Raw genomic sequence first — 22505 nt, 5'->3', positions numbered from 1 at the left:
GATGGTTTCGTTGAGTGTTCTCCAATCATTCCCTTCTTTAACCAACAGATACTCGTTTCCAGAGTGCTGATTGACATATCTGAATAACATCTGCCCGTTACCGTTATTTGACTTTTCTTTTAGCAGACAGGTTTGCGAAAGTCCATTGATGATAATATTCGTAGTTATAGGAGTGTTTGACATAGCTATACGATTTATAAAGAATACTCATTCATCTCAAATATTGTTTGATATTAAACTCCTATATCGCAAACCTATTTCTGGTATTTTAGGGTTCGCTTATCTGTCTGATAAGGCAGGTAATGATCTTTATAAAATTGTTTTTTGTAATCCTTGTAATGACGGACAACGCCGAGCATACTCATCAACTTGATGTAATACCAAGCCAGATCGATCTGATGCGGCTTGAATCCGCTCCGTGCACTTTTTGGATAAAGATGATGGTTATTGTGCCATTCTCCTGCGACCAGTCCAGGCCATAACTGATTAATAGAGCGGTCTTTGTGATTATGATCTATCCCTTCCCGCTGCTTAGGTTGCCCTTTACCATGCCCTTCATAGTTGAAGGTCCTTACTCCAACGGCCCAGACTCCAGCCGCACCGAACAGGCAGCAAGCCAATGCATGACCTCCGATCAGGTAAAAGGCGAGATACCAGAACGACCAGTTCAGTGCCCAGGAAAGCAACGCATTTGCTGGATGAGCATAACTGCCCCAATACTGATATCGTTCATATGAATTGCCTGAGATACCTGTGTGTCTCATCAGGGAACAAACACGATGATAATCATTTCTACATAGGTTCTTAGCTATCGGCTGATGGTTCACATCTGCCAAAAAACAATATAGAAACCCGCCTTGCGCATTGTAGGGATCACCTGGCTGATCAGAACGAGCATGATGTACATGATGCGAGATCGCATATATCTCCTCGGGAATAACATTAATAGTTAAATTCTGCGTAATAAACCGCCAAAAATTATTTCGGAAAGTATAGGCACCATGCGTACAGTAACGATGGTGCCAGATCGTGCCATGAGTACCCATTATGATCATTCCATATATAAAGGCGACTAATGCGGTCTTCCAGCTTAAATAGTTAGATACATATATAATAAAGAACGCTGATAGAAAGAGCACTTTGATCCAACTTAATAAAGGCAACCAATTCTTCCGGCTGCGAAAAACATTCAGTCGACCAAAAAACTCAGACAACAATGGCTTAGCTCCCGGCCTCACTAGATTGCCGTTCTCATCTTTCCAACCATAGGAAGGTTGTTGTAATACGTGGTCTATAAATGGCATGTATATGGTTTCACTGGATATTTGCACGACCATATACGTGCTCAAATATGACTTTGGTTCTTACTTATTATATAATAAATTAGTTAATAGTGTATTTTTTATAACCCTACGATCAAAGTGAATTTATCGAAATTCACTTCCAACGTTTATTGAAAAATAGATAATCAACTTCAAGATGAATACAGATTTTGCCCTCTTAAATTCTAATATATGGTCGTGATCATTATCTATTTGATCATTCAATAAAATGGACATTAGATCAAGCATCTGGGTTTTACTTCCATTTAAATGACTGAGTAAGCACATTTTAGAAATGGGTTCGAGCGAAGGTCGTTGACCGTTACTGACGTTGATCACAAAACAAAACAAATATTTGCGTAACCCTACAGTTACGCGTATGCAAATTAATGATAGTTCTCACGCTGCCCTTTTTCATGCCATTGGTGATCCTAATAGACGTGAGATACTGATGTTGCTGAGCCAGTCTAAATATACGATCACAGAACTTGCTGAAAATTTTGATATCAGCCGGCCTGCAATCTCTAAACATATTAAAGTACTCGCTCATTCAGGTTTTGTCTCTATTGACGACATCGGACGTGAACGTTACTGCAGTCTAAATAAAGCAGGATTTCAAGCGATCCAAGAGTGGTTAAATTATTTTGAAAAGTTCTGGCACAATAAACTTCAAAATTTGGAAGAACTTCTAGCATTGAAAGAAAATGGAACGAAACATTAAGATTAAATGGTATTTCCCTTATTCGGTTGAAAAAGTATGGGAATGTTTGACGGACCCATCGCTGTTAGACACCTGGCTTGTGAAAAATGATTTTAAACCTGTTGTAGGTCATCAGTTCAACTTTTTCACAAAGCCTTTACCTAAAATGGATTTTGATGGGATCATATACTGCGAGGTCTTAGAGGTCCTACCTCTTAAAAGGCTGGTGTATACGTGGAAAGGCTGTCCTGCGCCTGGTGTGATCAAGCTTGATACTATTTTATGCTGGACTATTATTCCAAGGGAAGATGGCACTGAGGTAATATTGGAACATAAAGGTTTTAAAGGTTTTGGCAATGTCCTTTCAAGCATCTTTATGGGGAATAGCTGGAGAAAAAGGATCAGGCAGCGCTTTGAGCTGACGCTTAAAGAGCTAATAGAAAAAACTTCTATCAAGAACTAAGACTTTGAATTTTTTAATCAAAAACACTTATCGTTATCATGAAATCAATTGAGATCATTTCCATTCCAGTTACCGATCGATCAAGGCCAAAAGAATTTTAGCTTAAACTGGGATTTGAGGTCCGTGTAGAAGCGCAATTCCAGGGTAAGAAAAAATGTATACAAGTGGAGTGACTTCAAGTGGGCAAGGTATTAGTTTAGCGCAATGGTTCAATGACATGCAGTCAGGCTCTATCAATGGATTGATTATATACAGAGCACTCATGTGGGGTAGTCACTATTTAATTGTCCTAAAACAAGATCTTGATAATTTTATCTACTCCGTTGATCAAATCTTCAACCTCTGCCTGTTGAGGCTCTCATTTTTTATTCTGAACGCATAATTGATAAAGTTCAGCCAACAAGCCGGTGTGCCTATAGTCAGGAAAATCAATGACCTCATTCTTTTTTAAGAGTTCATTCAGGTCAGCCAGGGTTCTTCGGTTGACCTTTAACTGTCGGCGATCACATACCTGTTCCAAATGTTTCTCCAGCACCAGGCCACAGATAGCGCCGGCTGCGCGGTAGTGCTTTTGTTTTGCGAGGATGGCGGCTTTGTCCAGTTCTGCGTCGAGCAGGCCGGCTTGGACCTCACGGAGGATATCCAGTAATGTACTGTCGATCGATTGCATGATCGCTCCGATGATATTATATTGTTGTTCGAACGCGGGTATAGCCGCCTCCGGGCCCGCCACGATCTTTTTATCAAATCCAGCAGTGACGATTATATCGCTCAGATAGTCTTCGATCACATAGTTCTCTTTCGTGACATCTTTGCGGCCCTTAGGTTTTTCGTACAAGCGTACAAAATCGTTATGTCTTAAAGGCAGAAGGATTTTGACCAGCGCAACAGCTTCGCTATACCAGGTTTGATATGCGGACTTAAAGACCGGCAGCCCTTTTTTAAATTCCTGATAGTCCTTCTTTAATACCTCGGTGAAATGTTTCTCCATCTGCTGCGGGAATTGTTCATTCCTGATCGCATTGAGTAGGTTCACTCCCTGGGTATGGAGTCGCTTGACGTCTGCTTTGATCTGCTGTAAATTGTCTTTCATAAGGGCTGCGAATTTAAGTGTTAGCGAATTCAGGAAAAAAATAAAAGTCCCGCAACACTCGCTGCACGGGACTTTCAACCTAAACCTTATCACAATAAGCCGAAGGATCGGCTTGAGGCGCAATAATAAGAAATTTTATTTATACGCTTTGCCTAGCGCCCTTGCGGGGCTTTTTTGCTGGCGCAGCCTCCTCGCTCTGCGTTTGTTTTTGACCTTTCTTGACCTCGTTCTTTACTTCCGATTTCTTGTAATGCTCCAGTTGTTGCGCTTCGCCTTTCCAGTTGGTCAGATTAACACGGTGTTCAGCCGGGTTGGCCTCCAGGTATAGTTTTACTTCTTTGCCATCTTTCATGGCTGTTACCTGGTGGCGGTTCCCTTTTTCCAGCGACCTCATTAATTTTTCACGTGCGCCTTCTTCACCAATACCGACAATGTCCAGTTTGTCAATGGCACGTTCCGGTTTATAGTTCCAGCCCTCTGTGAATGGCCTTAACTTGAAGTTGCCATTCTCCGTCCTGTTCTCTTTGTCGATCACGACCCAGGCATGATATTTTTCGCCTTCCAGGTTCTCCAGTTGCTTATACACCGCCCGGCCTTCCATAAGATTGTAGGCTTCTTTTGCAGTGATACCGCTGCCTTTATTGATGTAGAAGGTTTGCTGCATTTCCTTATCTCTTAAAGCCGCATCGTACTTATTAAAGAAATACATCTCATTGTTGTCACCGGCTTTATAATACAGCGTATAATCGACCTGCTGTTTATTGTACTCCTGGTCCGTCAGCAAAGTGAATTCCTTTTTGCCGGCTTCGATATTTTTCTTCAGTTCTTGATTGAGTTTTTCACCGAACCCCAGGTTCAGCAATTGCTTTTGCAGATAACTTAAATTTTCTGTGTTCATATTACTTGATTTAATTAACGATTGATCTTTAAAAGAACTGGTTGTTCATCCTTCAATTTGACTTTGATCTTCTTGATCTTTTTACTGAATAAACCTTTGGCCGCATTGATACCGCCTGCTGCAGCCTGCGCACCAATGGACTGATCCATACTCAGGATCTGCATGCTTTGAACAATGTCATCCGCTCCGCCACCTGCCGCATCGGAAAGTTCAGCTTCCGGCGCCGGTATCCCCGGCATACCATCCAGGCTGAAGACAGTGAGGTTCACCGGGATGATCTGCTTTTCAAGGCGAATATTCTGAATGGTCAGCAATAGGCGCTGATTGATGATCTGACAGGAACCAAAGATCTCCTGACCTTTTGGTAATAGCTGATTTCTGATCGTCGCGGTATCCGTCAGTTTAAGTTTGACCGATGCGCCATTGGCGACCTTTTGTTTACCATCGATCATTGCCGGGATGGCTCTAAATGGTCGTGATGATTCCTTTGTCGCTACTTTGGGCCGTACAGATGCCGGGTCCTGTATCGCCTGGATCTTATCCAGCATACGGTTCAACTGCTGCATTTCCGGGTCAGGAGCGCTACTAGCGCTGTTCATATTGCGCATCATCTTTTTTAATTGCCTCACGCGGGCCGGTTCCGTTTCATCGTCTCGGGAAGCAGGTTGCTGAACGGGCTGAGGTTGGCTTAGTTGTTCGTTCAATCGGTTCAGTTTGGCTTGGATTCGTTCAGCCGGATCATCCGCCAGCGACACCGTATCGGCCCTTTGGGCAGGTGTTCTGTCAAAGCCAACCGAATTCAGGAATTCGGGACTCAGACCGTCAGTAGCGGCGTCGCGTTGCGAGGCCTGGTAGACGGCCATCTTATCAGTCTTTTCTTTGCTTTTGAACTGTGCTTCAGGTAGATCGGTATCCAGTCCTCGCACAACCGTTTTTAACGTGTTTTGGGTCTTTCCTCCGCCTAAGGCCCAAAAGGCCATCGTCATAAATGGTAATACCAGCAAGGGTAATACCAGCAGGAATTTTCGTTGCTTTTCCATATCAGTGTTTTTTAGGAGTTGATGGTTCTGTTGGCGGCAGCCCGGAAGGCTTGCCGATATTTGCCGGTAGGACGTTTTGGTTATCGTAGCTTTCAAACTTCACGTAATGGATGCCTAACCAAAGCAGCATCAGGAACAGGAAGCAAAAGGCGAAAAAATAATAAACGGGCCGGTCACCGCCCAGGCTGTTATACCAGCGGCTAAATCGGTCGATGATCTCTTTTAGCATAGCTATTTGTTAAAAATGGTATCCCGATTAGCAAGGGTCTCCCATCGTTCGATCAGGAACCCGTGCGGATTATTATCTGATCGGCCAACATTTCTTAAATACCCTTGGGTGATCAGTAATTTGTATATCGTCGACGTTGACCGGATCAGTTTTTCTGTAGCATAACATTTAAAGGCATATGGATACTTGTCCATAATCAGTTGGATACTGTCAACCGCTATGCTCTGGCTGATATTGCCGGAGATGAGATTGTTGTAATAACTTTTCTCCTTTAAATTATTGTACTGACTGCGGGCGCTCTCGTCCGCCAGGTACAGCGCTTTACCGATGTTGCTTTCGATCACCTTTTCGTCAGGATCAAGCGTGAAGAAATAATGGTGGAACATCTTGATGTGGTCCCGCGCCTCAACGGGAATATTGTCTTTGCGGTCTGCCGCTATGGCTTCCAAAGCTTTGCCGTTGGCCAGCACATAAACATGAGCGTTGGCTTTTTGATAGGCCGAAAAAGCAAAATACATGGCCGCTAAGGATATCAGTGAGCTGCACAGGATGACCAGTGCAACGATCCGTTTGTTCTGCTGAAAAGCGGTTTCGATATTTCTGAGATGAGTGAACATAAGCTTTAATTTTTAGGGTTGCCATTTAGTTTTTCTGATTGGACATCATTAGAGCCTGCCGAACGGTAGCCTTCAGCCATATGAACAGGCGCATTGGCGATGTTTTTAGCGCCTTCAGCCATGCGCTCACCCGCGGCTACACCCGCTGCGTACGAAGTTGAACTGACCGAGTTCATGCTGAGTGCGGTCAGATTGGTTACCTTATTGAGAAGGCCATTGCCACCACCCGGGTTGATGATGTAACCGGCCACGGCAGGAACCGTGAAATAACCGACGATACCGATCAGCAGGAATATCAGATAGGCGGTATCTGTAGAACTGAAAAAGGTGTCACCCGCCTGGTTGACCTGGCTGATGTCAAGTTTGAGCATGTTTTCCTGCACTTTGCCAATGATGCTGCCGAAAATATTGGCGACCGGTAGCCAAAGGAAAACATTGAGGTATCTCGCCAACCAGGTAGTCAGCGTATGTTGGAAGCCGTCGTATACGGAGAGACCAAATACCAATGGTCCCAGTATAGCTAGCACGACCAGATAAAAGGTCCGGATGGTGTTGATGCAAAGCGCAGCTGCCTCGTAGATCACCTGTAAAACTTCTGACATCCATTGTTTGACACTGTTGCGGAACCTATAGCTGGCTTTATCCATGGCGAATTTGACGTCGTTGCCAAGACCTTTTAATAGTTTGTCATTATTTCCTTCTTTGTCATCAGGATGAGTGTATTTGTACCATTTGTTCCTATCACCATCTCCATCATCACCAACATACATTTGCCAATTTTCTGTTTTTTCAATCGCCGCTTGTTTTTGAGCTAGTAGTTTGGCTATGGCAGCATCCGAGTTTTTGACCATACCACCGGTGGCTGTTACGACAGGACTCATAATGCCATTGATCACTGCGATGACCGTTGGGAATAACAGTATGGCCAGGCCAATGGCAAAGGGTCGCAACAGCGGGTAAAAGTCTACAGGCTCGGCGCTGGCTAAATGACGCCAAACCCTTGCAGCGATGTACCACAGCGCGCCGAACCCAGCGATACCGCGAGCAACACCGATCAGTTGACTGCACATCGGAAGCATCTCTACATACACATTGTCTAACACCCCTTGCAGCCCATGGATATTGTCCGCCAGGCCATCAGCCCGGGAAAATAAGGGCAAAAGGATTCCTGCCAGTGCCAAGCCGGCTTCTGTTAACAGCTTTTTCTTCATGATCGTTCGTTTTAGTTGAGCCCGTACAAATGTTTTAGCGATCGGGTATCGTTCAGGTCTTTGCTGCGCTGCAAAATCAGGATCACGGCTTGACGGTTGAAATACCGCAGGAACTGCAACTGGTCGGAACTGCCGTTATAGATGCGTTCGATCGCCCGTAAGCGATCGTCATCCGACATCCGCAATTGATTCGCGGTAGTTACACGGGTCAGGTCATCAATATTTATATCGCTCCGCCTGACCACTTGATCGTATACCGTCATGATATAGCGCAGTTCATCGGCGCTGAATTTGCCGCTTTCCCGAAACAGGCTCGCATATCGTTTATACTCCGAGGAGATGCTATTTTGCTGTCCGATGATCTGCCTGACCCTGGGATCATTGCGTACTGCCGGGTTTACGGCCATCAGCCCGGACAGGTAAATGTTGTGCAAGTTGAAATTGCCTTTTGAAAGGTTGGAGATCGTACCATAACCCTGCTGGTATATCTGATAGCCTTTCTTCATGTCGGTTAGAATTGCTTTGAACTGCGTCAACTTTTCGATATTTAACAGCAGTTGTTGAAGTTCGGTACTTTGAGCTTGTGTTGGTGTTACGAAAACCGTAATGACAGCCAACGTTGCGGAAACGGCTCTGATCGCTTTAATGAGTTGCATACAATTCGTTTAAAGTGTTGATATTTCTACTTTCCTGTTCTTTGCTGCGCAGATACAGGATTAATTGTGATTGGAAGGCGGCAACGAACCGGTAGTTATCCTCCATGTCCTGATGAAGCCGACCGAGCTGGCGGATACGTTCTTCATCGCCCATCGTTGTTTTTTGATCCGTCAAAATACTCTGCAGTTGAACCAGTTGAGCATCACAATTTTTCAGTAAGGCTTGGCCGACCTGGTCCACATATTTGGCCTCCTCGACAGTTAATCCGTCCTGACCGTTTACCTGTTTGACCAGCCGGAGTATGTCCTGCTGCCGGCCGAGGATGTCACGGACGCGCGGGTCGTTTTTCACCGGTCCGCTTACATGCTTTAGGTAACTGTAATAGCTACTGTGCAAGCTAAACTCCTGGCCTACATAGCCGCCGATCGAACCGAGTCCCCCCTTGGCGATACTGTAACCTTTTTGAAGGTAGCTGCTATAAACCTGCAAAGCTGCGATCTGTTGCAGCAGGTATTTGCGCTGTGTTTTCTTTTGGCTTAACCATTCAGCAAAGGTTTGTGCTTTCGCAACTTGTCCCATAGCCACTGTAGCTAAGGTGAAAGCAAGTAGAGCCTTGGTCAGCTTGCGAAGAGCGGACGCTTTTTTGAAGATCTGATCAACGGATGCCATAATAGTTTTTGACAGTTTTGATCTCATTCAGGTCTTTACTGCGCTGCAAACTGAGGATCATGTTCTGATTATTATATAGCTTGAGATCACCGTAAGTTTCCTCTAACTGGTCACCGGCCCGATCGATCACCTCCAATCTTTGCTGATCGGTCATCTGCGTTCTTCCCGGATCGACGACCAGCATGATCTGATCAATGTTCTTAGCACTGGCATCCAAAATGCCCAGGTATACCCGCTGCATTTCCAGGAGTTCTTCAGCTCGGAAATGTTTATCCGACTGAAAAAGGCGCCATGCCCGTTGATATTCACCGACCATAGCGATCTGTTTTACAGTTAGGTTCTTGATGCGCTGGTAGTAAGCGATGGTGGATTTGACCTTCCACAGTTCCTGATAGTATTGATCGTAAAGCGATCGCTGTTTTTCAGACCAATTGGTGATTTCATCTAAGCGGAACTTTGAAAGTTCGTTCTCCAGTGTCTTTTGCGCGTTTTGTAACCAGATGGTCTTGTTTTGCATGCGCTGCACTTTCAGATCAATGGCTTTGATCACTTTTTTAACGACCAGTTTGACCGCTTCAACGACCGGGATCTGTGCGTGCGAATGTGTATTATAACCAAGCAAAATGAACACTGATATGATAATAGACTTTTTCATTATCTTATAAGTTTATAGATGGTAGATCCAATACTGATTTGATTAATTCCAATTTCGATTATTGGAGAATTAGGGTCATTGAAGATCCATCTTTCGACGCTCCATTCTTTGGGCTTTAGCTGACCATTCCTGATCTTCCGATATCCGGTGCGTTTAGTTACAATACCATTTCTAATGATGATGGTGTCATCTGCGGTTGAGAATTCATTCTTCCATTTAGCGACGTATATCCCATCGTTATTCTCTTTTCCGCAGCCGGTAATAACGGCGGCTGTCAGGCATGCAATACATACAATTCTTATCTTTTTCATGCTGCGTTGTTTTGATCTGGTTTTTCTTCCTGGACGATGACCGCGATCCCTTTGCGGATATCGCCATATTTCTTTTTATAAGCTTTGACCTTTGCTTTTTCAACCGATTCCGTGGTGTAGGTCCAGTATTCTTCCCGGCTGACCTCCGTACGGTAGACCCTCGACAATTGGCCGTTCAGCGAGATGAATACTTCCTTGTAGCGGTACCGCTCGTCATTGGCCCGGTTCATGCTCATGATCAGCGCCGTTTCTTTGTCCGTGATACCGAGCAGTTGCTGGATCTTCGGGAAGTCGTTCTGGTATTTTCGCTGATCGAGCAAGATCTTACAGTCGCTATTGTTGATGATCGCCTGTTTGACCACCGGCGAACTGATGATGTCCTCGATATCCTGCGTAACGACCAGCGCTTCCCCAAAATACTTCCTTACCGTTTTGAACAGGTATTTGATGTATTCCGCCATCCCTTCACGGGCAATGGCTTTCCAGGCTTCTTCGATCAGGATCATCTTGCGGGTCTCCTTTGGTAGTTTTCGCATTTTGGAGACGAAGGTCTCCATGATGATCAGGGTCACCACTGGAAATAATATAGGATGGTCCTTGATGTTATCCAATTCGAACACGATGAACCGGCGGTGCAGCAGGTCGAGGTTCTCCGTGGCGTTCAGCAGGTAATCATATTCCCCGCCTTTATAGTATGGGCGCAGCACGAACAACAGGTTATCGATATCAAAATGCTGATCTTTGACCTTACTTTGCTTCATGGTGTCGTAGAACGGCCCTTTTAAAAATTCGTAAAAGGAGTTGAAGCAGGCAAGTTCCGGCTGGCTTTCGTAATAATGATACAGGGCATCGGAGATCGCGATGTACTCTGAGCGCTGCACGCCTTCATCTTCTTTCTTCCATAAGGCCAGGATCATTGCCTTGATGCTTTCCCGTTTTTCGGTATCCAGCGAATCGCCTTCACCGACATAAAATGGATTAAAGCTGATGGGATTGTCCTCGGCGTAAGTGAAATAATACCCGTCCACAAATTCGCAAAGCCCTTCATAGCTGTGACCGACATCCACCAGGACGATATGGGCACCTTGTTCGTAATAGCTGCGCAACAGATGATTAGTAAAGAAAGATTTACCGCTGCCGGAAGGGCCAAGGATAAATTTATTACGGTTGGTCGTGATTCCGTTCTTCATTGGCTCATCGCTCAGGTCCACATGCAATGGCTTGCCGGAAAGCCGGTCACCCAGGCGGATGCCGCAGGGAGACAAACTGCTGCGGTAATTGGTTTCGAGGTTGAAGAAACAGGCGGCCTGTTCAGCGAACGTATCGAAAGTGTCATTCATCGGGAAATCACCGCTGTTGCCGGGCAGGCCTGCCCACCAGATCTGCGGCGCGCCATCCGTTTCCTGTTTGGGCTGCGCATCCAGTTGGGCCAGTGCGGAGCTGACCTTGTTCTTGATATCCTTGACCTCATCTTTATCATCGGTCCAGGCCAGGATGTTGAAATGTGCCTTGACCGGAAGCCGTTGCTGGCTGATCGCTTCGTGCAGGAACTCCTGGGTGGCATCACGGCCGATCGCGTTCTCACGTGAGTATGCCGAAAGGGATTGCAGGCGCAGCTTCTTGGCTTCCAGTTTTTTCAAGGTCTTGGCACTGTCTTCAATGAATAAATATTGGTTATAGATATGATCGCAGTTCAGCAAAGCCCCCAGCGGGCTGGCAAAGCCGGTACTGAATTTCGTTTTATCGGTGCTGTACTGATCGTAGGTGATCCTCGGTCCGCACAGGGCCGGCAAATGCTCCGCCTCGGCCAGCGTATATAACTGGCAGCGTTTATTCCCGATGCGGATCTCGTCCTTCAAGTGAATATCCTTCAACTCCGGTTCATCGTCCTTGTCCAGCAAAAAGCAATACCGCTCCAGGATACCCGGCGTCACCAGCGTACCGGCCAGTTCATCATCGGTCAACCGGCGCAGGTTTAGCAGACCGCTGTCCTCCAGTACCCGTTTGAATTGACCGGCGCTGTCGGCAAAATCCCTGAACAACTCGTTGTCCGTACTTTGCGCCGGGGTTAGCCGCTTGCGCAGCAGGCTGCTCGCCGCGCTGTTGACCACGCGGTAATTTTCCGGCCGTTTGGTCAGGATCACGTGGCAGTGATGCGCCAGGTACGGGCGCTCATGGAAAAAGCGTTCGCTGGCATGACTCAAAAAGGTACGGTCACTGAATGTCGCCTGGTAATTGGCACGCACGAACCAGTCCTGCTTATGAAAGATACTGTTCTTAGGCAGCAGTTTGATGGCTTTGACCCAGGTCTGGTGGAACGCCAGGTACTCGTCATTGGAAAGGGTGAAGAGTTCCGGCAGGCGCACCTCGTAGGCGATACTCAACTCGCCCTGCATGGACACCATCGTATCATGCTCCACTTTATAGATCGGAAATAGGTGTTCAGCGTTTTTCATGGAAAAGCCTCCTGGTCTTAAATTTTAAATAGGTTGGCAGGTAACGTTTAGCCTGGTATTTCATCAGTCCATGTTCGCCATAGCGGTGGCTCAGTTTGAATACCTTATAAAATAAGGCACTTCCCAGTCCGCCGATGATCAGCAGGCACAGGTAAATGGCCAGGCCGATGAGGTAAAGCACTGCGAACATGACCAGCAGTGCGACAAGGCCTCCGCCGAGGTAGCCGATGTATTGCGCCTTAAGCCCTTTGAATTCGATCGGGGAGTTAATGCTTTTATTGATGCGGTAGCTCATACGCCGAAAAATGATTTGAGGACCGTAGCGACCACGACCAGGAAAATACAGCTGCCGAACCAACTCGATGCTACTTTCCCTGTATCATGTTCACCGTCATTCCATTTTTTATAGACCTTGATCGCGCCGACCAGGCCAATGATCGCACCGATGGCATACATCAGGTTCGTTCCGGTGGCGAAATAGCTTTTGACCTGATTGGTCGCTTCATTGATACCGGCATTACCATCCTGCGCAAAAGCGCATAGCCCGGTGCTTACCAGCGATATCACTGTGTATAGGATCTTAAATAACTTCTTCATGATCTGAGCTTTGAGAGGTGAATGACCATTCGCTTTCTTCCAGGGTAAAGGCTAGGCGACCGGCCGCATATGCGTGAAGTTCGGCCGCAACGGCGGGCAAACTGAACTCATCGCCGAAGACCTCGTATTTGGAAATGAGCAGGCGTAAAAGGGAAAGGAATTCCGCTTTGTCGTCATTATGGCTGAAGGCGTCGGTCAGGGCCTTCGCTTCATCCAGCAGGTCGTCGCCGGGCCCGCGGGGCATGGTCTGGTCGCTGATGTCGTCCGGCGCACCGGCTGAAAAGATCAGGGTCTCCGGCGGATACAGCCCGGTATCCGGGTCGGGCTTTACGGCACCCATGACAACGTTGAGTTTACTGGCGACCGGCGGTACCGCTGTCCGGCTGCCCGGTTTGATCTTAAATAAGGCGGACAACTCGGTCCGGTAATACCGCAGGCCTACATAAAGGTACCAGGCGGTGCTGAGGAGCAGGACAGCGGTCAGGTATTGCTGCCAGGAGATCGTATTCAACATAGCGTTCTGTTTTAACCGGTGGCTGCATGCCGGCCGGGCAAAACAAAGGTCAGCACCCCGCTGCTGCTGATCTGACAACGCATTCACAAGTGGTGTCTGATTTACTGATAGTTAGATCATTATGGATCGCTAAAGACCGTAATACAGGATCTTGGGATCTGGTGGGCCTGTTCCATCAGGCAAGTTTATCATTGATAAAATGCTCAAAGCTGTTCCGGAGCCGGTTCAGAAAGATGAACGTGTCTTTTTTCCGGCGGCTGATGTCAAGCAGTTTGTGGTAGGTCTCATGCAGTTCCGTTTGAAAAACGAATTCAAAGATGCCGACCAGTTCGCTGATGTCGATGTTACCATGATTAACGGCACCGGAGGTTTTAATGCTATATAAAAGTTCGACAGCATCCGTCTGGCTGGCCGTCCACTGCGGATGCTCAAAGGGGAATAATTGCTGATGGGGTGATTGGTGCAGGTCACAGTTACCGATCCTGGCCAGTTCCAGGTTGAGATAGTCCTGGAACTTTTCATTGGCGATGATCTTAGACAATTTGTAGTCATGGCTGGTCGAGTACTGTTCATCCTCTTCAAAATCCTCTAGTTCCATTTGCACGTCAAAGCCACCGCGTGTGAAATATACGGCATCCATCTGCGTGCTGCCCGAGCGGTAATACTGGTAGAAAGCTTTGTTGCTGTCGAAAAAACGTTGCAGGTCCGTTAGTTGGAAATTGATATAGCTGCGCAGCGCATCCTCACCGCCCGCGGGCAATTGCATCAGGTAATTATAGACATTGATAAAGTAAATGTATTTGCTGTAGAACAGTGGCTTGACCTCTTTGAAAAAATGGATCTCTTCAGCCGTGTCCGCGAAGGCATAGGTGGATATATACCGTTTGAGTTTGGTCATGGCCTTCTTACAGATCATGATCGAACTGCGGTACTGCTCGGTCGGCGTAGACCCGTTCAAGGTCACCTCGGCCAGTTGGCTCTCCATCGCCGCCTGGAATCGTTCTGCAATAGTTCTCATAGGTTCCTGAAGTTTTGAAGCCGATGGTACAGGTTGACAATGGTGTTAGCAGGATGCGGAAACCGGCTGATCGCCGATCTGCGTAAATAGGTACTGATCGGGATCGCTGCCGGGTCAGGTAAGATCGTTGCTGTAAAGTTAAGTTCCATAATAAGGTCTAAATGATCAAACCTAAAGTGAAAAAAGGTTCAAAGTGGTGACATCGTGCAAAAATTAATTTATTCTTGATTCTGTGACCATGTCACCACTTGGTATGAATATATCGGTTTTATTTGCTGGTTATATCCGATCTAACGGCCGTAAACCCCGCTGCGGTCCTGGCGAACGCCTGCCGGAACCACGCAGGCCAATAATGATTCGACGATGAAAAACACAGCACCCTTTATGGAGTTCCTGTCGGCCATGACCCCGCTTTCCGGGTCGTTGAAGGCGGCTTTGGATGAACTGTTGGTCAGGGAGAGCTACCGGCCGCACCAGGTCATCCATGCCGCCGGTCATACGGAGAACAGGTGCTGGTTCATTGAGACTGGTTTCGTCCGGACCTATTACCCGGATGCTGCAGGAAAGGAACATACGCTGAATTTTTATATACAGAACGAGATCGTCTGGTCCAACCAGGGTTACTGGAACGAAGCAGTGGATCATTACCTGGAGGTGCTGGAACCCTCGGTCGTGTGGTCACTAACCTACAAGGTGCTTCATCAGTTGCACGAGGCATACCCGGAGAGCGTGGAACTGGTCCAGCAACTGATCCGCCACCAATACCATGAAGATCTGCAGAAAAACCGGTTGCTGGCGATGAACGCCGAAACGCGTTACCGGGAACTGCGCAGGTGGAAACCGGAACTGTTCCGCCGCGCATCCGTTCGGCTGATCGCTTCATACCTGAATATGACCCGCGAGAACCTGAGCAGGCTGATCAGCAGGAAGGACCGTTAAAAGCCGTGACAACAGCACTTAAAGCAGCTGCCCCGACTTTCAGGAAGCGATTTGTCTATGACCGTTTCGATCGCTAACTTTATAAAGATCAATGCTTATGAAAACGATACTTCGCTTTGAATTTGATCAGCAACTGTTCTACCCGGAATATCAGGGTAACCGGAACATTATCCTGGAAGACCCTTCACATGTTCCCAACACCGGGGATGCGGTCGATCTTGAGATCGGGGAATTTTTCGAGGATCTCCGGGTGGTCGAGGCCTTTCAGGAGTTGACCGAAGGGCAGCTATTGATCGCTGAACGTTTGAATACACGCTACACCAGGGACCACGTTGAGATCCTGGTCGTTCTGTATCGCGAGGACGTTTTCAAAACGCAGTTCCCGCATTTGTCCGGGCAACTGTCGGCTTAGTGCTTTGCCAGGGTCTTTGCTGACCGATCTTGATATCACATCAACCGGTGACTTTATTCCTATGATCTGGTGATCTGTTTGACCAGCCGCGTTTTTCCTGGCAGCTACCTTTAGGTAGCATGAAAAGATCAATAATTCCCGAAACAATCATCTCCCTGCTGGTGCTGCTGTTCATTTATACTGCGGTCAGTAAGCTGCTCAGCTATACGGACTACCGGGTCAGTATGGGCCGTCAGGCATTGCCGAAAGTGTTACTGCCCGTCCTCGTGCCCGGCCTGCCCGCAGCAGAGTTGCTGACGGCAGCCTGCTTGCTGTTCCGGCCCACGCGGATCACGGGCTTATATGCTTCCGCGGTATTGATGGCGCTCTTTACCACTTACGTGGCCCTGGCGGTATTTGGCTTCTTTCCCCACTTACCCTGCAGTTGCGGCGGCGTGTTTGCGGGTATGGGCTGGACCGCTCACCTGATCTTCAATATCATTGTTTTGCTGTTGACCATCCTCGCTATAATACTGGAGAACAGAGAAAGGAGGATCCGGCTTTCACATCGATGAACTGACCAAAGCTGTTGCCAGGCGGCAGCAAGGCAGGCCATTCCCGTCCCTGTGACCACGGGTGAATTTCGTTTTACATTCTATAGATTTTTTAAAATTTAACCATGAAAAAGTTAGTATTACCTGCTCTGGCCATCGCTTTGGCCTTCGGCACCAGCGCATTCACCGCTAAAAAAGTGAACAGTAATTTTTATGCTTATACCGGTTCTGCTTCACAAGCTGACATCCAGAACATCAATAACTACGTGGCGACTGCCGCGAACCCTTGCAGTGGTGCCCAGGACGTTTGCGGGGTGACCTTATCGACCAGCCGTGCGGTCGGACAGACACCGGTCGCCTCGGAGTTCAATGCAGAGAAAGCCAACCTGTGGTCATCGCAGCAGGCGCATTCGCCTGCCGATCCGAACATCGACATGAAGAATTAAGATCAAGGGGGCTTTTCAGCCCCCTTTTTTATGGGTTCTGTTCCAGCCCGCTTAGCCTGACCGCATCTTCATCGATCTGGAAGACGTAACGAAGATCGCCCGGCTTTAAGGTATAAAGGGTCCCGCTGATGTTCCGGTAAAGCGTTGTCGCCCTTGCCGGCTCTTCGTTCAGCCGCCGCAGGTCGGTCCAGCGCAGTGTACGGAACGGCAGTTCCTTCCGCCGTTCTTCCAGTATACTGGTCAATACCTGCGTGGCATCAGTGCCGGTCACCGGTGTGAAGGTTCCCGCTTTCCATCTTTTGCTCAGCAGCGCGTTCAGGCGCTGCAATGCGCCGTCAACATCCGATGTCCTGGCCTTCGCCTCCGCGCTGATTAGGTAAAGTTCATCTGTAGCGATCCCGGTGAATAAGGCCCCATTGGCCTGTCCGCTGTAGGTCCCTTTAAAAGCTTTACTGCCATCCGTATTGTTCTTGTAGTAAACGGCCTTACGCAGGTCATTGGCGGCATAACCTGCATAAAGCACGGTATCTATCCTGGCTCGCGACTGTTGCAACGCTCCGGACGCACCTACCCGGGCATCATAGATCACTTCATCATTGAACTGCGGAAAAGGAACGGTCGCGTTCGCATTCACTTTATTCAGATCGATCAGTGTAGAATAGATCGCCAGCGCAGCATCCGCATACTTGCCGGCGTTGGTCGCATCGCTCATGCTCAGGTACACCCTGGCCAGCAGGCCGTAGGCGGCGCAGCGGCTGACGTGGAATTTGGTATCGGCCAGCGGCGGCAATTCCGGAATGGCTTTTTGCAGGTCGGCGATGATCGCGGCATAGGTCTTGGCCACCGTCGTACGGACCGGTTTGTCGGCAATGTCAGCGGTCAGCCGGACGGCGATACCGAGATCTTTGTCGGCACTTGTTGGACGATAAACGCCGCAGAACAATTGGGCCAGCGCGTAGTGATAAGCGGCCCGGATATACAGCGCACTGCCTTCGATCCGCTGTTTACGGCTTTCGTCCGTGATGCTGATCTTCGGCAATGCGTCCAGGATCACGTTGGCGTATTCGATCGCATTATAGGGCGCCATATAGTCAGTGCCGAGCAGCTTGCCATATTTCTGCCAGGTGTAGAAATTCCGCTGGTATTCCAACAAGGCATTATAGTCGCCGGGCTTCAGGTAGTAATTGTCCGAAGCGATCTCTCCGGCCAAAGGATACCGCGCATTGATAAAATTATAATTGTTCAGGATACCTTCCAGGTCCTCCGGCGTGGACGGCGTGGCGATGCTCTGGTCCGGCTTGGCTTCCAGGTACTTTTTGCAGGAATTGAGGGTAAAGCAGGTCAGCAGACTGACCATTACGCATGGATATAGGAGTTTGGGACTTATTTTCTTTTTCGTGTGTTTCATGGGTTCAGCATTAAAGGTTGATCTTCATACCGGCAGAATAAGTGGCCGGGGTGCGGATGCCATAGATAAAGTCCGGGTCTACCCCTACCCTATTGGCCTTCCAGAGCATCAGGTTCAATTGGTTCGCATACAGATAAAATTGTATGGAGGAAAAACCGGTTCGTTGCTTGGTGAGCGGTATCGTATAACTCAAATACAGGTCGTTCAGCTTGATGTTATCGGCCCGGTCGACATTGATCTCCGCAAAACGGTAGAACTGGTCACGCAGGGCGTCGCCTGGATAACTGAACGAAGGCACGTTCGTATGCGCCTCATCGCCCGGCTGTTGCCAGCGCTGCCCAAAATCCTGGTAACCGACACCGTTCTGGACCAGTGTGCTGAAGTTGGTGGTCGGCTTGCGGAAATAATAACCGAAGCGATAGCCCAGCGTTACAGCCATCGAAAAGCGTTTCCAGTCCAGCGTGTTCCGGAAGGAGCCAAAGAATGGCGGTACCGCGGGGCCGCTGATCACTTGCTGATCGATCGGGTTGGTGGCAATGGCGGCATAGTCCTTGCTGACCTGCCCGTTCACGTAGCCCTGCGGGTCGCCGGTCTCCGGGTCGAGCCCCGCCCAGCGGTAGCTGGCGACGGTATATGGGTTTTGGCCGAGTTCCGGGAAGATGAACGTACCGTCGCTCACATAGCCCTCCGCAGGTGGCGAACTGAGGTTTTTGGTGACCTTGTAACTCACATAGTTGAACAGGATCATCGAACGCCATTTGACCGCCCGGTCGATGTTCAGCGTATTCAGCACGACGTCCATGCCCTTGGTGAAGATGGCCGCCGAGTTCTGGTTGGCATTGGAGAACCCGGTCGTTGGATCGATCTCCACGCCATTGATCAGGTCGGTCGAATGCTTGGTGTAGTATTCTACGGAACCGCTGATCCGGCGTTGGAACAGGCCGAGGTCGACACCGGCATTGAAGGTCTTGACCTGCTCCCAGCGCAGGTGCGGGTTGGGTGGTGCAGCGACGCCTACGGACGGCAGGTTGACAGGCGAACGGGAAGCATTAGCATAGCTGATCCGCGTCAGTGCCGACTCATTGGGCGACAGGTTACCGCTGGACCCATAGGTCATGCGCAGGTTCAATTGCGGCAGCCAGTTGACGTGATAGAACGGCTCCTGGTCGACACGCCAGAGCAGGCCCGCTGACCAGAGCGGCACCCAGCGCTGGTTGGTCGCCACCCCGAACAGGTTCGAGGCATCCCGCCGCGCGCTGCCGGATATGGTGTAACGGTCCTTGTAGGTATAGGACGCGTTCGTGAAGACCGATACGAAGCGGTTGACATATTGCGTAAAGCGGTTGCCATTGAAAATATAGGCATCACCATTGATACCGGCGTAGGTCGGGTACAGATTCGCATAGTCGACCGGGCTTAGCGTTAGCGTGTTCTCATCATAGCCATAGGTGGTCTGGTAGGTGGTGTTCTGCCGGGTCTCCCGTACCTCGGCTCCGGCGATAGCCGAGATATAATGCGCTTGCCAGCGGTGATCCGCGCTGAGTTGGCCCCGGAAGGCTTGCTGCTGGTTCCGGCCCTCGGTGGTCGTCAGAATCGCTTTTTTTGGAACGGCATAGGTCAACTGATCGCCGTTGAACTGCGTGTAGGTGTTGATCAGGTCCCGGGTGGCATAGGCATTCAGATTCGCCAGTTGCCTGGCATCGTTACGGGCATACTGGTATTGGTATTTCAGGTCGGCGCTCAGCCAGGGCGCGATCCGGTAACTGCTGCCCAGGTTGACCAGGATGTCCATGGCTTTGCTGGTATTGTCATTATTGGCCAGTTCCTGCAGCGGCCGATACTTCCAGTCCAGTAGTTTGCCCTTGCCTGCCGTGTCGGTGAAGGCGCCGCTGTGGTACAGGTCGACCACCGCCGGGCTGCCGTCGGGGTTGACCAGCCGGGCATAGGGCGCCAGGGTATTGTTATAGCCTTTAAAGCCAGTGTAGTCGCCGGGACTGTTCGCCGCGCCCTTGCTCCGAGTCAGGATCATATCGCTTTGCAGTTGCCACCTGGCCGTCAGGTTCACCTGCTGGTTATAGCGCAGCGTCAGCCGGTCATTGTTGTTACCGCGGAGCGTGCTATTGTTGCGGTCATAGCCCGCCGAAAGCAGGTAGCGGTTATTGGAACCCGCACCGGTCAGGTTCAGGTAATATTGCTGGGCCACGGCGGGCCGGTAAAGGTAACGCAGCATGTCCTGCCGGACGTCCTGCTGACGGAATGCTGCCAGTTGGGCATCGGCCTGCGCTGTCGTCAGTTCACCGTTTCGGGCGCGGTTCAGCACTTCGGCCACAGGTGGCACGCCCGGGAACGAGGGGTCGTTCAGGGAGGCGTCGTAGTAGCCTTGCTGGAACAGGTAGCGCTGCAGGTCGACCGCTTCTGCGGGGCTGAGCTGATTCGCCCTCATCAGGTCGGGTTTTGGCGACAGGCTGGTGTTCGCGGTGAAACTGACGCGCAGCGGCTGCCCGGCTTTGGCCTTTTTCGTCGTGATGACGATCACGCCGTTGCCCGCCCTAGCGCCCCAGATCGAGGCGGCAGCAGCGTCTTTCAGCACCGTCACGCTTTCGATATCATTGGGGTTGATGTTGTTGATGTCACCCGCATATGGGAAGTTATCCAACACGATCAGTGGTGCGGCGGCATCATAGTTCAGCGTGCTCAGGCCCCTGATTTGGATCGTGCGCTGCTGGGTGTCGTGGTTATCGAACAATAATCCGCTGGTCACGCCGTCCAGCCGGCTGAGTATATCGGGGCTGACCCGCTGGTCGAGCAGTTGCCGGTCCACCTTATTGAACGAACCGGTCGCCCGTTCCTTGGGAATGTCCTGGTAGCCGGTACTGATCACCACTTCCTGCAATTGAGTGACCGTATCGGCTAGGGTGATCTTGACGGGGATGCTGCTGTTCGATCGGATGATGGTATAGGTGGTCTTGTAGCCGACATGGGTCGCCTTGATGGTGTCCGATGGCGGGAAGAATAGAAAGCGGAAATGGCCTTCGCCGTCCGTTGCGGTGGTGCTGTGGCGTTTCATGGATTCCAGGCGAACACCTGGCAGGGGTTTGCCGTCCGTCGAGCGTACTTCGCCGTAGATCGTATAGGGATCTTGTGCACTGGCCTGGTAACTGATCGCGCTGAGCAGGATCGTTATGATATAGATCAATGAGATAGGTTTCATGGCGTCAGTCGGTCTTTTCTTTAACATGGATACGTTCGCCTGCGATCACTTTAGCGATGTGCTGCGGGGTGACCTCTTCCTTGCCGGTGATCGCCAGGATCTTGCCGTCCTTGCCTATCCAGATGGTATGGGGTACCGAGCGGAACTTGAAGTATCGCTTGACCGTGGTATCGGCCATGACGATCGGGAGTTTAAAACCGTTCTTTGACCAGGCTTTGGTCCGGTCGATGACCACTTGGATGGCTTTGCGGCTGTCCTGCCCCGAGGGGTTGACCAGGATGACCTGTAGTTGATCGGGATAGGCCCTTTGCAGGGAGTCGAGTTCCGTAAAGCCTTCGATGCAGGCGGAACACCAGGTGTTCCAGAGGTCCAGCAGGACGACCTTGCCTTTTAACTGGGCCAGGTCGATCGTTTTGGCTTTAGTGTTCATAAGGTTCTGCAGGCGCAGTTCCGGCATCTGGTCGCCGGGATGCAGGTACATTGGCTTGGATCGGGTTTGTGCCTGGGCCGGTAAGTAAAGGCAAAGCGCGGCCAGGACACTCGTGAGTATCGTTTTTTTCATGGGATCATTTAAGATTTTGAAAGGATCTGTTAAGGAAATGGGATGCGCGATAACGGCGGCCCGCAGGAGCTTAACTATTAACTGATCGCAGGCCTGCCGTTATCGGTAGGTCATTCGGGCGGGCAGATGAGCAATACCCAAAGTGTGTTTTTAGTCATCGCTTTGAGTGATCTGGTTGTCGGAAAGGGTTTGGTTCACTTCTGCCTGGTGGTAGATCTTGGCGACCAGCGCAAGCAGTTGCTGCAGGTCGGGGTCCTGGTGCAGTTCTTCCTGGGTCAGATCTTTTTGTTTGGCCAGGTTTTGCTCGAACCAGCTTTGCAGCTCCTGCTGGAACTGGGCATAGGGAACCGTTTGGAAACGGTCCATGATGTCCGTCAGGGTGGTGAAGGATGGTTTTTGATTGAAATTCTGTTCTTCCATGAGCATTGATCTTTAAAAAAGCCAAAACAAAGGAGTCTGTACAGATAGGAAATACATTAGGCGTGACACCCAACCTATCGCTTGTGAGGCCCTGAGAAGCCCGGGAACGAATAAGCGGGCGCCA

Annotated in this window: 27 protein-coding genes; 6 read left to right on the top strand and 21 right to left on the bottom strand. The window is 49.5% G+C overall.

Annotated elements, in window-relative coordinates:
- Positions 1-254: 254 nt before the first annotated feature.
- The gene (locus INP83_RS13085; RefSeq protein ID WP_219124588.1) at positions 255-1304 is read right to left on the bottom strand and encodes a fatty acid desaturase; all 1050 of its coding nucleotides are present in this window, start codon (positions 1302-1304) and stop codon (positions 255-257) included.
- A gap of 397 nt (positions 1305-1701) precedes the next feature.
- Here INP83_RS13085 and INP83_RS13080 point away from each other — a divergent pair, with 397 nt between their 5' ends.
- Together INP83_RS13080 and INP83_RS13075 are read left to right on the top strand one after the other, a co-directional pair.
- On the top strand, positions 1702-2043 hold the full coding sequence (locus INP83_RS13080) for a helix-turn-helix transcriptional regulator (RefSeq protein WP_219124587.1): 342 nt from the start codon (positions 1702-1704) through the stop codon (positions 2041-2043).
- Positions 2027-2485, top strand: a complete 459-nt coding sequence (locus INP83_RS13075; protein ID WP_219124585.1) for an SRPBCC domain-containing protein — start codon at positions 2027-2029, stop codon at positions 2483-2485. Before INP83_RS13080 ends, INP83_RS13075 begins: the two co-directional genes overlap by 17 nt.
- Positions 2486-2843: 358 nt before the next feature.
- On the opposite strand, the gene INP83_RS13070 is transcribed toward INP83_RS13075, so the two are convergent.
- The 16 genes from INP83_RS13070 to INP83_RS12995 all read right to left on the bottom strand — a co-directional run bounded on the left by INP83_RS13070 (position 2844) and on the right by INP83_RS12995 (position 14599).
- Positions 2844-3578, bottom strand: a complete 735-nt coding sequence (locus tag INP83_RS13070; protein ID WP_219124583.1) for a hypothetical protein — start codon at positions 3576-3578, stop codon at positions 2844-2846.
- Positions 3579-3717: 139 nt separating this feature from the next.
- Complete coding sequence (locus INP83_RS13065) at positions 3718-4476, bottom strand: hypothetical protein (RefSeq protein WP_219124581.1); 759 nt, start codon at positions 4474-4476, stop codon at positions 3718-3720.
- A gap of 14 nt (positions 4477-4490) precedes the next feature.
- Entirely contained in the window at positions 4491-5516 is a 1026-nt protein-coding gene (traM, locus tag INP83_RS13060) for a conjugative transposon protein TraM (RefSeq protein WP_255563150.1), read from the bottom strand.
- Between the two features lies 1 nt (position 5517).
- Complete coding sequence (locus INP83_RS13055) at positions 5518-5745, bottom strand: hypothetical protein (RefSeq protein ID WP_219124579.1); 228 nt, start codon at positions 5743-5745, stop codon at positions 5518-5520.
- A gap of 2 nt (positions 5746-5747) precedes the next feature.
- The gene (traK, locus tag INP83_RS13050) at positions 5748-6362 is read right to left on the bottom strand and encodes a conjugative transposon protein TraK (protein WP_219124577.1); all 615 of its coding nucleotides are present in this window, start codon (positions 6360-6362) and stop codon (positions 5748-5750) included.
- 5 nt (positions 6363-6367) lie between these two features.
- A complete protein-coding gene (traJ, locus tag INP83_RS13045; RefSeq protein WP_219124575.1) occupies positions 6368-7573 on the bottom strand; it encodes a conjugative transposon protein TraJ in 1206 nt (401 codons plus the stop codon).
- 11 nt (positions 7574-7584) lie between these two features.
- Entirely contained in the window at positions 7585-8229 is a 645-nt protein-coding gene (locus INP83_RS13040) for a TerB family tellurite resistance protein (protein WP_255563149.1), read from the bottom strand.
- Entirely contained in the window at positions 8216-8899 is a 684-nt protein-coding gene (locus tag INP83_RS13035) for a hypothetical protein (RefSeq protein ID WP_219124574.1), read from the bottom strand. The genes INP83_RS13040 and INP83_RS13035 overlap by 14 nt, the downstream gene beginning before the upstream one ends.
- Complete coding sequence (locus INP83_RS13030; protein ID WP_219124573.1) at positions 8886-9554, bottom strand: conjugal transfer protein TraI; 669 nt, start codon at positions 9552-9554, stop codon at positions 8886-8888. The genes INP83_RS13035 and INP83_RS13030 overlap by 14 nt, the downstream gene beginning before the upstream one ends.
- Positions 9554-9865 carry a hypothetical protein gene (locus INP83_RS13025; RefSeq protein WP_219124572.1) on the bottom strand — a complete coding sequence of 104 codons (312 nt, stop codon included), beginning with the start codon at positions 9863-9865 and terminating at the stop codon, positions 9554-9556. The genes INP83_RS13030 and INP83_RS13025 overlap by 1 nt, the downstream gene beginning before the upstream one ends.
- Positions 9862-12321 carry a TraG family conjugative transposon ATPase gene (locus INP83_RS13020; protein ID WP_219124571.1) on the bottom strand — a complete coding sequence of 820 codons (2460 nt, stop codon included), beginning with the start codon at positions 12319-12321 and terminating at the stop codon, positions 9862-9864. The genes INP83_RS13025 and INP83_RS13020 overlap by 4 nt, the downstream gene beginning before the upstream one ends.
- Positions 12308-12616 carry a DUF4133 domain-containing protein gene (locus INP83_RS13015; RefSeq protein WP_219124570.1) on the bottom strand — a complete coding sequence of 103 codons (309 nt, stop codon included), beginning with the start codon at positions 12614-12616 and terminating at the stop codon, positions 12308-12310. The genes INP83_RS13020 and INP83_RS13015 overlap by 14 nt, the downstream gene beginning before the upstream one ends.
- On the bottom strand, positions 12613-12918 hold the full coding sequence (locus INP83_RS13010; RefSeq protein ID WP_219124569.1) for a DUF4134 domain-containing protein: 306 nt from the start codon (positions 12916-12918) through the stop codon (positions 12613-12615). The genes INP83_RS13015 and INP83_RS13010 overlap by 4 nt, the downstream gene beginning before the upstream one ends.
- On the bottom strand, positions 12902-13432 hold the full coding sequence (locus tag INP83_RS13005) for a hypothetical protein (protein WP_219124568.1): 531 nt from the start codon (positions 13430-13432) through the stop codon (positions 12902-12904). The genes INP83_RS13010 and INP83_RS13005 overlap by 17 nt, the downstream gene beginning before the upstream one ends.
- A gap of 175 nt (positions 13433-13607) precedes the next feature.
- Complete coding sequence (locus INP83_RS13000; protein WP_219124567.1) at positions 13608-14396, bottom strand: RteC domain-containing protein; 789 nt, start codon at positions 14394-14396, stop codon at positions 13608-13610.
- A 50-nt stretch (positions 14397-14446) separates the two neighbouring features.
- Positions 14447-14599 carry a hypothetical protein gene (locus INP83_RS12995; RefSeq protein WP_219124566.1) on the bottom strand — a complete coding sequence of 51 codons (153 nt, stop codon included), beginning with the start codon at positions 14597-14599 and terminating at the stop codon, positions 14447-14449.
- A gap of 214 nt (positions 14600-14813) precedes the next feature.
- On the opposite strand from INP83_RS12995, the gene INP83_RS12990 reads away from it, so the two are divergent.
- The 4 genes from INP83_RS12990 to INP83_RS12975 all read left to right on the top strand — a co-directional run bounded on the left by INP83_RS12990 (position 14814) and on the right by INP83_RS12975 (position 16780).
- A complete protein-coding gene (locus tag INP83_RS12990; protein ID WP_219124564.1) occupies positions 14814-15389 on the top strand; it encodes a Crp/Fnr family transcriptional regulator in 576 nt (191 codons plus the stop codon).
- Positions 15390-15486: 97 nt separating this feature from the next.
- Positions 15487-15801: a hypothetical protein gene (locus INP83_RS12985; RefSeq protein ID WP_219124562.1), complete on the top strand. Its 315-nt coding sequence runs from the start codon at positions 15487-15489 to the stop codon at positions 15799-15801.
- Positions 15802-15920: 119 nt separating this feature from the next.
- Positions 15921-16355, top strand: a complete 435-nt coding sequence (locus INP83_RS12980; protein WP_219124561.1) for a MauE/DoxX family redox-associated membrane protein — start codon at positions 15921-15923, stop codon at positions 16353-16355.
- A 104-nt stretch (positions 16356-16459) separates the two neighbouring features.
- Positions 16460-16780, top strand: a complete 321-nt coding sequence (locus tag INP83_RS12975; protein WP_219124559.1) for a DUF6520 family protein — start codon at positions 16460-16462, stop codon at positions 16778-16780.
- 28 nt (positions 16781-16808) lie between these two features.
- Here the strand turns inward: INP83_RS12975 and INP83_RS12970 are convergent, their stop codons facing one another.
- From INP83_RS12970 to INP83_RS12955, 4 genes are all read right to left on the bottom strand, one after another.
- On the bottom strand, positions 16809-18137 hold the full coding sequence (locus tag INP83_RS12970; RefSeq protein ID WP_219124558.1) for a RagB/SusD family nutrient uptake outer membrane protein: 1329 nt from the start codon (positions 18135-18137) through the stop codon (positions 16809-16811).
- 61 nt (positions 18138-18198) lie between these two features.
- A complete protein-coding gene (locus INP83_RS12965) occupies positions 18199-21399 on the bottom strand; it encodes a SusC/RagA family TonB-linked outer membrane protein (RefSeq protein WP_219124557.1) in 3201 nt (1066 codons plus the stop codon).
- Between the two features lie 4 nt (positions 21400-21403).
- Complete coding sequence (locus INP83_RS12960) at positions 21404-21961, bottom strand: TlpA disulfide reductase family protein (RefSeq protein ID WP_219124555.1); 558 nt, start codon at positions 21959-21961, stop codon at positions 21404-21406.
- Between the two features lie 150 nt (positions 21962-22111).
- Positions 22112-22381 (bottom strand): hypothetical protein, encoded by a 270-nt coding sequence (locus tag INP83_RS12955; protein ID WP_219124553.1) that lies wholly within the window; start codon positions 22379-22381, stop codon positions 22112-22114.
- Positions 22382-22505 lie beyond the last annotated feature (124 nt).

Source organism: Mucilaginibacter sp. 21P, assembly GCF_019331605.1.
Classification (GTDB): Bacteria; Bacteroidota; Bacteroidia; order Sphingobacteriales; family Sphingobacteriaceae; genus Mucilaginibacter; species Mucilaginibacter achroorhodeus.
This window is presented reverse-complemented; position numbering and strand designations above follow the sequence as displayed.